This window comes from Scytonema sp. HK-05, from assembly GCF_963872035.1.
Lineage (GTDB): Bacteria > Cyanobacteriota > Cyanobacteriia > Cyanobacteriales > Nostocaceae > Kalymmatonema.
On the sequence record NZ_CAWMYC010000169.1, the window covers coordinates 24,227 to 37,947 of the forward strand.

The 13,721-nt window shown below is 43.3% G+C and carries 7 protein-coding genes; 5 read left to right on the plus strand and 2 right to left on the minus strand.

What is annotated here, in order from left to right:
* Positions 1-461: 461 nt before the first annotated feature.
* Positions 462-2,861, minus strand: coding sequence for a molybdopterin-dependent oxidoreductase (locus tag AACT52_RS39065; protein ID WP_083630096.1), 2,400 nt, complete (start codon positions 2,859-2,861; stop codon positions 462-464).
* A 448-nt stretch (positions 2,862-3,309) separates the two neighbouring features.
* On the opposite strand from AACT52_RS39065, the gene AACT52_RS39070 reads away from it, so the two are divergent.
* The 5 genes from AACT52_RS39070 (at position 3,310) to AACT52_RS39090 (ending at position 12,183) form a co-directional block, all read left to right on the plus strand.
* The gene (locus AACT52_RS39070; protein ID WP_073628935.1) at positions 3,310-4,986 is read left to right on the plus strand and encodes an AAA-like domain-containing protein; all 1,677 of its coding nucleotides are present in this window, start codon (positions 3,310-3,312) and stop codon (positions 4,984-4,986) included.
* Between the two features lie 59 nt (positions 4,987-5,045).
* On the plus strand, positions 5,046-8,654 hold the full coding sequence (locus AACT52_RS39075) for an AAA-like domain-containing protein (RefSeq protein ID WP_073628717.1): 3,609 nt from the start codon (positions 5,046-5,048) through the stop codon (positions 8,652-8,654).
* A 132-nt stretch (positions 8,655-8,786) separates the two neighbouring features.
* Positions 8,787-9,869 (plus strand): class I fructose-bisphosphate aldolase, encoded by a 1,083-nt coding sequence (locus AACT52_RS39080; RefSeq protein ID WP_073628719.1) that lies wholly within the window; start codon positions 8,787-8,789, stop codon positions 9,867-9,869.
* Between the two features lie 569 nt (positions 9,870-10,438).
* Complete coding sequence (locus AACT52_RS39085; RefSeq protein ID WP_073628721.1) at positions 10,439-10,849, plus strand: hypothetical protein; 411 nt, start codon at positions 10,439-10,441, stop codon at positions 10,847-10,849.
* A gap of 167 nt (positions 10,850-11,016) precedes the next feature.
* On the plus strand, positions 11,017-12,183 hold the full coding sequence (locus AACT52_RS39090; protein ID WP_073628723.1) for a pyridoxal phosphate-dependent aminotransferase: 1,167 nt from the start codon (positions 11,017-11,019) through the stop codon (positions 12,181-12,183).
* A 181-nt stretch (positions 12,184-12,364) separates the two neighbouring features.
* Here the strand turns inward: AACT52_RS39090 and AACT52_RS39095 are convergent, their stop codons facing one another.
* Entirely contained in the window at positions 12,365-13,537 is a 1,173-nt protein-coding gene (locus AACT52_RS39095) for a glycosyltransferase (protein ID WP_073628725.1), read from the minus strand.
* Between the last annotated feature and the right edge of the window lie 184 nt (positions 13,538-13,721).

Consider the following 13,721-nt stretch of genomic DNA (forward strand, 5'->3'; position numbering starts at 1 on the left):
TGTCCATCACATAAACTTTTATGGGCTATGCCCACCTTACGATTTATGGTCTAATCATTTAAATAAGCGCTGTAATTTTTTTGAATATAAAACCACAGATGGACACAGATGGACACAGATAAATTATCTAGATCCTTCTGCGGTTCCAAGTTTTTTGTAGGGTGGGCATTGCCCACTCATATCTTAAATGTCCATCATATAAACTTTTATGGGCAATGCCCACCTTAGGATTTGTGGTCTAATCATTTACAGGTATTTTCAGCTAATTGAACCACAGATTTTTGTAGGGGCACAGCATTGCTGTGCCCCTAGCCCGTGGTTTATTTACTTGAAAACTGCTGTAAATAAGCGGTGTAATTTTTTTGAATATTAAACCACAGATGGACACAGATGGACACAGATAAATTATCTAGGTCCCTCTGCGGTTCCAAGTAGGCGTAAACTAGATTTTTGCAACAAATCTACTCAACTTTTTCCAGACACACCACCGCATTATAATCCGGCACTCCTTCACTGGAACGCTTACTTCTATCTAACAGTACATTTCCTTCTGGCCAATGCACCTGCAAATTTCCTGGCTTAATAGGTGCTGTGTAAACTCTGCCTGGGAAAGTACCGAGTTCATTTTTCAGAATCACGGCGTCGCCATTCTTAAGATCTAGTTGCTTGGCATCGGTTTCATTCATCAACACCGCCTCGCGCATTGCTCCAGTGATGGCATCTTTGCGTTCTTGTACCATACTATTAAACTGCTTGCCTCGGCGAGTGGCTACTAGGAAATAGCCCTCTGGTAATTCTCGTTCTTGACGAGATACGACTGCAAAGTGTGCTTTTCCATCGGGTGTGGGGAAATTCCAACCAAAGCACAGATGTGATCCACTGTACTGAAATTGATCACCGGCTTCCTTTAAGTGTTGAATTCCAGCATACTGTGGGACAACTTGGGCAATTTCTTGCCGTATAGCAGCAGTATCAGCGAAATGTAGAGACGTTGCATCCGAATGTTGTGACGTTACGTCCGAATATTGTGACGTTACATCCGAATGTTGTGACGTTACATCCGAATGTTGTGACGTTACATCCGAATGTTGTGACGTTGCATCCGAATGTTGTGACGTTGCATCCGAATGTTGTGACGTTACATCCGAATGTAGAGACGCGCCACCTCTCGTCTCTACACGCACACGCCTTGCCAATTCCAGAAACACCTCCCACTCCGGACGCGCTTCCCCAATGCGGGGACCAGGAATTTCTGGACTGAAAATGATCCGGCGTTCGGTGCTGGTTTCTGTCACTCCCCCTGGTATTTCGTAGCGAGTTGTCGCAGGTAACAACACGACAGTATCTGCCGGTTCCACAAGCATCTGGCTAGAAAGGACAATATCCATATGCACTCGCAGTGGAACCCTCTTTAAAGCATCTTCTACATAATCAGGTTCTGGCAAAACTTCCAAGAAATTCCCACCCACAGAGAACAAAACATCTAACTGCCCTTCATATGCTGCATGAATCATCTCTGGAGCAATTAAACCTTTACTTGTCGGCACTTCAAAGCCCCAAAGCTTGCTCAACTGGGCAGCATTTTCTGGGGTAATCGGTTTGCCACCAGGAAAGACTGTAGCGTAACATCCCATCTCTGCACCACCCTGCACCCCAGAGTGACCACGAATTGGCATCAAACCGCAACCTTCGCGACCGACAAAACCTTTGGTGAGAGCTAGGTTGATGATTGCTCTGACATTATCTTCGCCGCACTCATGCTGGGTAATGCCCATACTCCAAACAAAGACAGCTTTATTTGCTTGTCCAACCATTTTGGCGAAGGCGTACATTTCATCGCGAGAAGCACCGGAAAGCTTTTCTAATTCTTCCCAAGATTGCGTTTCCAGGAAGGTTTTGAGTTCATCAAATCCCGCAGTGTAGCGGTTAATAAACGACTGATCTACCCAATTATTGGCAATCATATGTTTGATTGTACCATTTAAAAATGCCATGTCCCCGCCCATGTTTACCAAAAAGAAATCTTCAGCAAACTTGGTGCCAAACAAAGCACTTTCTACAATTGAGGGTACCCAGTAGCGCTCCATTCCTGGTTCACGGTAGGTATTAATCACGACTATCCTTGTACCTGCTTTCTTGGCGTAGTGCAGATACTTGACGGTGACAGGTTGATTATTTGCTACGTTTGAACCAATGAAGACTAATAAATCTGTGCCAATCCAATCTTTATAAGAGCAGGTGGTTGCGGCTGCACCGATCGCACCTTTAAGACCAGCCGTACTAGGAGAATGACAGATACGGGCGGCATTGTCAATGTTGTTGCTTCCCATCGCCCGCACAGCTTTCTGGGTGGCGTAGTATGTTTCATTGACGGTACCCCGGCTGGTAATATAGAAGCTGAGGCGGTCTGGTGTGGTGGCGCGGATGCGACTGGCAATAACTTGCAAAGCTTCATCCCAACTGACTCGACGAAAGCCTTTTTCTCCACATTGGCGGATCATTGGGTAAGCAAGCCGTCCGAACTCGCGTAATTGGGCACTCGTTTTTCTTTGCAACTGGGAGACATCCGCTAAAATAGTAGGGTCAAAAGCGGACATTGTGTTCATCTGCAAAAGCCGCAACCGCACATTGCAGACATGGATTCCCTCTACTGTCCAATCTTTCATCCCAGTTGTCCCCAAAGCGCAGCCATCACACACACCCTTGTTCAGGATATTCCATGCGTAGGGCAACTTGTGACGAGACAGCCAAATGGCACGAAAGACTTCCCAGTAGTTATTTGGGTATTGCTCTCCAATTCCAAAGGGTTTCCAACTTGCCCAGTTTGAGGGTGTCCAATGCTTTTTGGGTTTATGTAACATAGTTTTCTATTCTTGTTAAAAATTTGGTAATCTATCTAAATATAGATATATTTGACTTTTAAGTTTAGGTTAAGCTATTTTTCTAATATTCATGTTTATAAAAAGTAAGATAATTTTGATTTTTTCTTTATAAAGAGGTATAGATAAAGTTATTATAATTCTTTTTCTAAGAACAGCTTTGTAAACATAAACTGAACTTTATGCTGCTCTAAATTTTGCAATTTAGAACAATTAAAGCAGAAAGTCCCACGCCTTCGGCGGCAATAAATGCGAAGGCAACTTGAGTTATTGTCTTAAAAATCGCCTTGCTAATTTATTACAATAATGTACGGTTAAGATGCTTAATGAGGATAAAGCCATCAGAGTTCCTATGAGTTAAGAATGCCACCGCCTTTTTGGCATGGGAGTGTCAAAGATATAACAATTCTATTTGATTGGTGAAATTATTTTGGCTACGAACTACGAACGACAACACTCAGCAACCACAGAATTTCCTTGTGATTCGGAACCTCTTGATTCTCCTTTTTACATCGCACGTCCTCCAGTGGAAGAACAAATTTATCAAGAACTCACCAGAACCGGGAGCGTTATTCGCATACAATCTCCTCATAAAACAGGGAAAACTTCTTTGGTACTGCGTTTGCTGGATTATGCCAAGCAATCTGGTTTCTCCTCAGTATATGTAGATTTTCAGCAAGCAGAGGCAGCAGTTTGTACTTCCTTGGATAAATTTTTGCGTTGGTTTTGTGGTTATGTCAGCCACCAGTTAGACTTAACACCAGTGCTAGATCACTATTGGGATGAGGATACTGGCAGTAAGGTGAGTTGTACAATTTATTTTGAAAATTATTTGCTGAAAAATTTAAATCCTCCTTTAGTTTTAATTTTAAATGATGTAGATCAAATTTTTGAATATTCCCCCATTAGCCAAGAGTTTTTCTCTTTGCTGCGTTCATGGCATGAACAAGGAAAACAAAATGTACTTTGGCAAAAACTCCGGTTAGTTGTTGTTCACTCTACAGAAGTTTATACTGACCTCAATATTAATCAATCTCCTTTTAATGTAGGAGTAGCAATTAAATTACCTGAGTTTAGTTTAGAGCAAATTCAAGAATTAGCCCAGCGTTACGGACTTAATTGGACAGGTGATGTAGGGCAAAAAAATGCCCAAGCACTACAAGCAATGGTGGGAGGACATCCCTATTTAGTAAGATTGGCTATTTATCACCTTGCTAATTTTCCTGAAAAAAGTTTACAGCAGCTATTAAATGAAGCCCCCACAATGGCTGGAATTTATAGCGTTTACTTGCGCAGACAATTAGCAAGTTTGCAGCAAAATCCTGAATTGGCAACAACATTTAAACAGGTGATGAGTGCTGGTATTAGTGTGGAATTAGACCCCATACTAGCATTTAAGTTAGAAGGTATGGGTTTGATAAAATTGCAGGGTTATCAATACACTGTAGCTTGTGAGTTGTATCGACAGTATTTTACTCTTCACATTCTTGAGGAACAGAACGCGCAGGAGAAAATTGAGCAGTTGCAAAGACAAGTCCAAGAGTTACACCGCTTGTCTTATACTGATGAACTGACTCAACTTGCTAATCAACGCTACTTTGACATCTACCTAGAACAACAATGGCAAAGGTTAACACAAGAACAAAGCCCCTTATCATTGATTTTGTTGGAAATTGACTATTTGAAAATTTACAATAATACTCATGGTCAGAAAGCTGCAGATGAATGTGTACGGCTTGTTGCTAACGTTATTAGTGATGTTGTAAGCAGTCATGAATCGCATCAACGGTTGCCAGTTCGTTATAAAGAGGCAGAATTTGCGGCTATTTTGCCCCATACAACAGCCAATTCGGCTTTTAAAATTGCTGAACTCATCCGCAAACAAGTCAAAAAATTAGGTCTTGCTCATCAAGAGACACTTTACGGTCTTCCAGCACCTGTGGTAACAGTCAGTTTAGCAGTTGGTTGCACAATTCCGCAAAAGAAAGGCACATCAAGCGTTCTTGTAAATGCTGTTTCTGAAACACTTCAGCAATCAGTACTTATAAAGCGCGATCGCACTTATATCAGCACAACTTTAAATTATGGATTCCGTAATTTAAGGTAGAGGGTGAGTCATCCTTTAGCGCAACCACAAGCTTATTAGTCGTCAGCAATGAGTAGTTAATGACAAATTACAGATATCAAGTCGGTGGTAGTCTTGCAGCTGATACTCCAATTTATGTAAAACGGAAAGCCGATGAGGAATTGTATCAAGCATTAAAAGCGGGTGAGTTTTGTTATGTCCTCAACACTCGGCAAATGGGCAAATCCTCAATCATGGTGAGGACTCGTCATCTGCTACAACAACAAGGATACCGCTGTACGACTGTAGATATGTCCTGTGTAGGCGGCGAAAATATCACGCCACTCCAGTGGTACAAAGGCGTTGTGAGTGAATTGTGGCGGGGGTTTAATTTATTAGAAAAAGTGAATTTAAAATCCTGGTGGCGCGACGAACAAGGTATCTCGCTGGTTCAGCTTCTGAATCGTTTTATTGAAGATATCTTGTTAGTTGAGTTTCCCCAAGATAATATTGTTATATTTATTGATGAAATTGATAGTATTCTCAGCTTAGATTTTGCCGTTGATGATTTCTTTGCTCTCATACGGTCTTGCTACAATCGCAGAGCTATCAATCCACACTACAATCGCCTCACGTTTGCAATTTTTGGAGTCGCCACACCCAGCGATTTAATTACAGATAAAAATCGTACACCTTTTAATATTGGTAGAGCGATAGAACTACACGGATTTCAATTACATGAAGCACAGCTGCTCATTCAGGGATTAAAGGACACAGTTAGTAACCCGGAAGCTATTCTCAAAGAAATATTAGCTTGGACAGGTGGACAACCATTTCTCACTCAGAAGCTTTGTCAACTTTGCCTGGATTCCTCAAAAAAAGCAATCAAGAGTTCGATAAACGAAATTAATACTCTGCCTAATACTGCAAGCAATGAGGAATATTGGCTCAAGCAGTTGGTGCATGAACGCATCATTGAGAACTGGGAATCGCAGGATGAACCACAGCATTTGCGGACGATAAGCAACCGGATTCTGAGAAATGAAAAACGTGCTGCGAGAATACTCGATATTTATCAGAGTCTTTTGCAGGGTGTGTTCGTCAAAGCCGATGACTCGCGTGAGCAAATGGAACTGTTGTTATCAGGTTTGGTGGTGAAAAACCAGGGTTATTTGCAGGTGACAAACCGCATTTATCAGGAAGTTTTTAACACCAAATGGGTGGAAAAACAATTCAGAAACCTGCGTCCCTACTCCCAAACCTTCGATGCTTGGGTTGCCTCAAAACAGACTGATGAATCGCGACTACTGCGCGGACTTGCCTTAAGAGATGCCCAAGCTTGGGTCCAGGGCAAAAGTGTGACTGACTTGGATTATCAGTTTCTTGCCGCAAGCCAAGATCTAGAGAAGCGCGAAACCCAAAAAGCATTGGAAGTTGAAAAACAAGCGACTTTGCTTTTAGCTCAAGCTAATCAGACTTTAAAGTTAGCCCAACAAAAAGCTCAACAAACCATTAGGCAAGCACAGCTTAATTTAACTATAACTTCAGTAGTAGCATTCGGTCTATTAGGAATCGCAGGATTGTTGGCGCAGCAAGCAGCATCTCAAAAACAACGGGCAACGGAATACGAAATTACTGCTTTAGTAAACCATTCAGAAGCATTGTTTAACACAAATCATAAGCTAGATGCCTTAATAGCAAGTCTGAAAGCTAGCATCAAACTTAAACAAACTCCTCAAGTCTGGGCTAATACCAAACTTCGGGCGAAGGTAGAGACGAGACTCCAACAAAGCCTCTACTGGGTAAGAGAACACAATCGTTTAGAAGGACATGATGGAGTCGTCAGGAGTGTCAGGTTTAACCCGGATGGTAAAATCATAGCTAGTGCCAGTCGGGATAAAACCATCAAACTTTGGCGTCTGGATGGCACAATCATGCAAACTCTTGTCGGGCATAATGATGAAGTCACCAGCTTAGCTTGGAGTCCCGACGGTAAGATGATTGCCAGTGCCAGTCGGGATAGAACCATTAAACTCTGGCGTGTTGATGGTACAATAGTGCAAACTCTTGTCGGGCATAATGATGAAGTGACCAGTGTAGCTTGGAGTCCCGACGGCAAGATGATTGTAAGTGGCTCTGTTGACAATACAGTCAAACTTTGGAGTCTTGAAAACAAAGCGTCTGGACAGGAGTTTGGCATAAAAGTGCAAACGCTCAAAGGACATGGCGGATGGGTTACTAGTGTAGCTTGGAGTCCTGACGGCAAAATGATTGCTAGCGCCAGTCGGGACAGAACTGTCAAACTTTGGAGTCGCGAGGGTAAAGAACTACAAACTCTCAAAGGACATAACCACACAGTTATGAGTGTTAGTTTCAGCCCTGATAGTGATATCTTGGCGACTGCTAGTTGGGACAAAACAATTAGACTTTGGAGTCGAAAGAATCAAACTAGCTTTCAAACTCGTCCTGATAAAATCCTCAAAGGGCATGACAAAGGAATTATCAGTGTCAGTTTCAGCCCTGACGGAAAGACTCTTGCTAGTGCCAGTGCAGATAATACGGTCAAACTTTGGAGTCGAGATGGCAGAGAAATTTACTCCTTCAAAGGGCATAATGACCAGGTGATGAGCGTTAGTTTTAGCCCAGATAGCAAAACTATTGCCACTGGCTCTGTTGATAAAACGGTTAGGCTTTGGAATGTAGAGGGTAAGTATCTCAATATTTTGTCGGTACATAACGACTGGGTGATGAGCGTTAGTTTTAGTCCAGATGGCAAAGCCCTCGCCACTGCCTCTCAAGACAAAACAGCTAAACTTGTATCACCGGACGGTTTAGCTGTTAAAATCCTTAGGGGACATACTCATGTAGTCAACAGTGTAGCTTGGAGTCCTGACGGTAAAACGGTTGCTACTGCTAGTTGGGATGGAACAGTTAAGCTGTGGAGTCAAGATGGGCAACAACTGCAAACGCTTAAAGGACACAAGGGTGGGGTACTAAGTGTCAGCTTTAGTCCGGATGGCAAAATGATCGCGACAGGTTCTCAGGACAAAACCGTGAAATTGTGGAGTCGGGATGGGCAAGAGTTGCTGACGCTCAAAGGGCATAGCGATGCTCCCAAAGGGAGCCGCCCAAAGGGCGATCGCATTTGGAGTGTCGCTTGGAGTCCTGATAGCAAGTTAGTTGCCTCTGCCAGTGCTGACAATACTGTTAAAATATGGAACCTTAATGGTACTGAAGTGCAAACGCTGCGAGGACATGACAATCAGGTGATGAGTGTCGCTTGGAGTCCAAATGGCAAAATGATAGCGACAGGTTCTCGGGACAAAACCGTGAAGCTGTGGAGTCGGGATGGGCAATTGCTGACGCTTAAAGGGCATGGCGATTCGGTTTGGAGTGTCGCTTGGAGTCCTGATGGCAAATTAGTTGCCTCAGCTAGTGCTGACGACACTGTTAAAGTATGGAACCTTAGTGGTACCGAAGTGCAAACGCTGATTGGGCATGGCTCTCAGGTAAGGGCAGTCACCTTCAGCCCAAACGGACTCGTGCTTGCCTCATCTGATATTACCGGAAAAGTGATTTTGTGGAACTTGGAGCGAGATTTGCAGCGTGAGGCTTTGGTGGCGTATGGTTGCGATTGGGTGCGGGATTATCTGCGGACGAATGCAGAGGTGTCAGAGGAAGATAGGCATTTGTGTGATAAGTATCGCTGATGAAACTGTGTCAAATTTTTCTTAGAACCTAAAGAAAATCCAAAGAAAAAATAGCTATTGTTCTGTCTTTGGGGAGACATACGTTACTCTGGGCATAGCCACCATAAGAGACGGAAGTCTTGAGGACAAATTATGACTGCCACTCTATCTACACCAGGTTTTATCGAGTCCCAGCTCGGCAAAGAAGCAGAAGACTTGCTCACCTACAAGGCAAAAGTTTCCAAGGATTTGCTACATCTACCAGGACCCGACTTTGTGGATCGAGTTTGGTTGAATAGCGATCGCAATCCCCAAGTTTTGCGCAATCTCCAAACACTCTACTCTACCGGACGGCTAGGAAATACTGGGTATTTATCTATTCTCCCTGTAGACCAAGGAATTGAACACTCAGCGGGTGCGTCATTTGCACCCAACCCCATTTACTTTGACCCAGAAAATATTGTCAAGCTGGCAATAGCAGCCGAGTGCAACGCTGTTGCTACGACTTTAGGAGTCTTGGGTTCAGTTTCGCGTAAATATGCCCACAAAATCCCTTTCATTGTCAAACTTAATCATAACGAACTGCTAACTTACCCCAATCAATTTGACCAAGTCTTGTTTGCCGATGTCGAACAAGCTTGGAATTTGGGTGCAACTGCGGTGGGTGCGACAATTTATTTTGGCTCAGAACAATCCACCCGGCAAATTCAGGAAATCAGCCAAGCCTTCAAACACGCTCATGAACTGGGGCTGACGACTATTCTTTGGTGCTATTTGCGTAACAACGCTTTCAAACAAGACAAAGACTATCACCTTGCTGCTGATCTCACAGGACAGGCGAATCATCTTGGTGTAACAATTGAAGCAGACATCATTAAACAAAAATTGCCGGAAAATAACAATGGCTACGGAGCAGTAGCCAAAGCGACTGGTCACAGTTACGGTAAAACCAATGAGCGGATTTACACAGACTTGACAACAGACCATCCAATTGATTTGACACGTTATCAGGTGCTGAATTGCTACTGTGGACGTGCAGGATTAATTAACTCTGGTGGGGCGTCTGGAAAAAATGACTTTGCAGAAGCAATTCGCACTGCTGTAATTAACAAACGTGCTGGTGGAACAGGATTAATTTCTGGGCGCAAGACATTCCAGCGTCCTTTTGAGGAAGGAGTGAAGTTGTTCCACGCCATCCAGGATGTTTACTTGTCTAGTGAGGTAACGATAGCTTAAGCTGACCTCCAAACTCCAACATTCAGTAGGGGCACAGCAATGCTGTGCCCCTACAAACCAATAAGGTTCAGTTAAGGATTGTCGATGATAGCCCAATACGGTTCAGTTAGTGGTGTTTAGTTTTGTTAAGATCCCCCAACCCCCTTAAAAAGGGGGCTTAGTACAGAATTTCACAAGTTCGTAACGAATTAATTTCAGAAAGGCTCTGCGTTACTCTGCGCTGACTCGGCGTCCCTCTGCGTTTTAAAACGCTACGAATTAATGCAAAGCTGTACTTAGTTCCCTCCTTTTTAAGGAGGGCTAGGGAGGATCAATCCTTAACTGAACTGTATTGGATGATAGCCTCGCTTGCGCGTGTCCCTATCGGGATATGCCCGTGGCACAAATGTGCTGTAGATTCCACACGTGTAGAACTTTCCGATGCAACGTCTCTACATTGCTTAATTGAAAACACCTATACTGCCCGACTCTTTATATAGCAGACAACCCGCCTCAGGGAAGAAGAGAGCTTTGTACCAATTTCTTAACATTCAGAGGTTAACTCACAAAGCATAAAGGGAATTTCGCGCATGACAGAAATTATCAGAACATTTCATCAATTGCGCCGCAAAATCGCGGTAGTCTTACTGGCTGGTTTACTTGCGTTCATGAGCTTGCCTGCTACCTCTGTTCAAGCTGCAGGTTATTATTCTGGTGATTATTCTTCCAGTAGTGTCATAGAAGAAAAAATCGGACAGAACGCCAACCAGACACCAAAGATTGGCGGCGATAATTACATCGAAAGCGGAAAGCGAGCAGGAGAAGTGATTCCCAAGGATTTGGGAACTGGAAGTCGGCAAAAAAATCCTCTTAATATGCTACAGCGAGCTGGAGAAGAATTAGGAAACGACCAGCCTCAGCGAGTTTTTGGAGCAAAAGACTACGACCGTAGCCCAATTGAGCAAGAACTTGCTCGTAATAAAGCTCATCGTGGAGATTAAGCAGCAAGCAATTTGTGATTTCATTTTATCGCGCTTGTAGGGGTACAGCAGTGCTGTACCCCTACCTTTTGGTGAATGCAACGAACAAAGGAATTATTAAAAGACAAATATCGAGAGGATTTCTGGGATATTCTTAAATAGGTCTCAAGTTTGCCAAACGAGTGATAATGAAGCTGGCAGGACGAGTAAGTCAAGTAACACCTTCAATAACCTTAGCTATTGCCGCGAAAGCTAAGGCAATGAAGGCAGAAGGAATTGATGTTTGTAGTTTTAGCGCCGGAGAACCAGATTTTGACACTCCAGCGCACATTAAAGCTGCTGCACAGAAAGCTTTGGAAGAAGGTAAGACTAAGTATGGACCAGCATCTGGAGAACCCAAGTTAAGGGAAGCGATTGCTCGCAAGTTAAAAACGGATAATGGTCTTGATTACAAGGCAGAAAATGTCATCGTCACCAACGGTGGAAAACATTCTCTGTTTAATTTAATACTGGCGCTGATTGAAGCAGGAGATGAGGTCATTATCCCAGCGCCCTACTGGTTAAGCTATCCCGACATGGTGACGCTTGCAGGAGGAGTGTCTGTGATTGTCCCTACAGATGCTTCTACTGGTTATAAGATTACACCAGACAAGTTGCGTAAGTCGATTACACCCAAGACGAAATTATTCATCCTCAACTCGCCATCTAACCCCACTGGTATGGTGTACACACCAGAGGAACTTCAGGCGATCGCCCAAATAATCGTGGAAACTGATATTGTTGTCGTTTCCGACGAAATTTATGAGAAGATTCTCTACGATGGCGTAAAACAGGTAAGCATAGGTTCACTAGGAAAAGATATCTTTGCCCGCACTGTGATCAGCAATGGCTTTGCCAAAGCTTACTCAATGACGGGATGGCGGATTGGATATTTAGCAGGACCCGTTGATTTGATTAAGGCAACAATTAACATCCAAAGCCATAGTACGTCGAATGTTTGTACCTTTGCTCAATATGGGGCGATCGCTGCTTTGGAAGGTTCGCAAGATTGTGTAGAAGAAATGCGCCAAGCATTCGCCAAACGCCGAGAAGTCATGTTTGAACGACTCAACGCTATTCCTGGACTGAGTTGTCCAAAACCAGACGGCGCTTTCTACCTATTCCCGGATATCACCAAAACAGGACTAAAATCCCTAGATTTTTGTAACGCCTTGCTAGAAAAAGAGCAAGTGGCAGTTATTCCTGGAATCGCCTTTGGTGCTGACGACAATATTCGCCTTTCCTACGCCACCGATTTGGCAACAATTGAAAAGGGAATGGATAGATTGGAAAAATTTGTCAAGTCAGTTATTTAGTCGCATCGTGTAGAGACGCGCCATGGCGCGTCTCTACATAGATCTTTTGCCTAAGTCAAATTTTTTGAATATGAAACCGCAGATGAACGCAGATAATTTATCTGTGTCCATCTGTGTCCATCTGTGGTTCAAATACCTCTAAACAGGATTTTTGCAAGAAATCTATGAGATCCCAAATTCATTAACGCAACAAGCCCATCTCTGACAAACTTTGGCGCAGTCGCTTCGCCTCTTTGGGGTTTTGCTGTTCGTGAAGGGCTATTGCTTTTTTAAAAGTCATCAGACTATCCTGTACGTAGCCAAGTTTCAGCAGCAACACCCCTAAGTTTTGGTAAGTCTCAGCAGATTTTGGATTCAACTCAATTGCTTTACGGTAGGCAAGAATAGCATCCTTGAATAAACCTATCTCTTTGAGAGTCATGCCTAAATTGTAGTAACCGATCGCGAAACTAGGGTCAATCTTAATTGTTGCTTCGTAAGCAGTTTTAGCACCGTTAAAATCTCCAGTTGCTTTGAGTAAGCTGCCCAAATTGTTGTATGCTCCTAATTTAAGAATTGGGTAAATGGGCAATTTAGTTGCAGCATCATAGTGGGCGATCGCATTTTTATAATTTTGCAAACGAGTGTAGGCAATGCCCAGATGATAGTAGAGTTCGTACAAAGTCTCGTACTCTTCCTCACAATGTGCGACTCCTTGCGCCAACAATTTGATACCTTCTACGAGTTTCCCACTTTCCACATACAGCGCCCCCAACTTACTACAAACATAGGGATCATGAGGATGAGAGGCAAGAAACTCTTCCATCGCCGCTTGCGCTTTGGGAAATTTATCTTGCTGAGCGATCGCACTTTTTTGGTATCCTGTATGTACAATCCCCACGCCTTCCAAATAACCAACTTGCCAATGCGGTTCCTGAGTTAAAATTTCCGACACACTATCATCCACTAACGCATGGTAAGGACGGGAAAAGCGGATTTGGGGATGATTGCGGAAAAGGCGGGAAACCAGAGAATAGGGAGATTGTTCTGCACCCACTTCATGACGCAGGAGGTTGATCAGGAGATATTCTTCTCTTCGTATCGCCTGCTGCAACTGCGGTACAATTTTCTGGGTAAGAGTTTCATCTGCATCTAAGACAAGAATCCAATCACCTGTGACGTATTTTAAAGCTTCATTTCGGGCAGCACTGAAGTCATTGGACCATTCAAAGTGATGCACTTGCGCACCGAATTTCTTAGCGATTTCGGGAGTTCTGTCTGTAGAGCCTGTATCTAACACTACCATCTCATCTACCACATTTTTCACACTGCTCAGAGATTTAGACAGTGTTGCTTCTTCGTTTTTGACAATCATGCACAGGCTAAGTTTCATAGATGACTCGTGTACTTTTTCAAATATTGGTAAATATTAGTTACTTTAGTTTGTGCCAAAATCCTGATCAAATGAAGTGAGAACTTCCTCAAGACATTGGTGATTTTAATGATAAGTCAAACACTAGGTGGACGCTACCGAAGTCTTGAACTGACTGCTTTTGCAA

Excerpts from the sequence above, each read along its gene's own strand:
- AACT52_RS39065 (WP_083630096.1), bottom strand. The coding sequence starts at position 2,861 with ATGTTACATAAACCCAAAAAGCATTGGACACCCTCAAACTGGGCAAGT.
- AACT52_RS39075 (WP_073628717.1), top strand. The coding sequence starts at position 5,046 with ATGACAAATTACAGATATCAAGTCGGTGGTAGTCTTGCAGCTGATACT.
- AACT52_RS39080 (WP_073628719.1), top strand. The coding sequence starts at position 8,787 with ATGACTGCCACTCTATCTACACCAGGTTTTATCGAGTCCCAGCTCGGC.
- AACT52_RS39085 (WP_073628721.1), top strand. The coding sequence starts at position 10,439 with ATGACAGAAATTATCAGAACATTTCATCAATTGCGCCGCAAAATCGCG.
- AACT52_RS39090 (WP_073628723.1), top strand. The coding sequence starts at position 11,017 with ATGAAGCTGGCAGGACGAGTAAGTCAAGTAACACCTTCAATAACCTTA.
- AACT52_RS39095 (WP_073628725.1), bottom strand. The coding sequence starts at position 13,537 with ATGATTGTCAAAAACGAAGAAGCAACACTGTCTAAATCTCTGAGCAGT.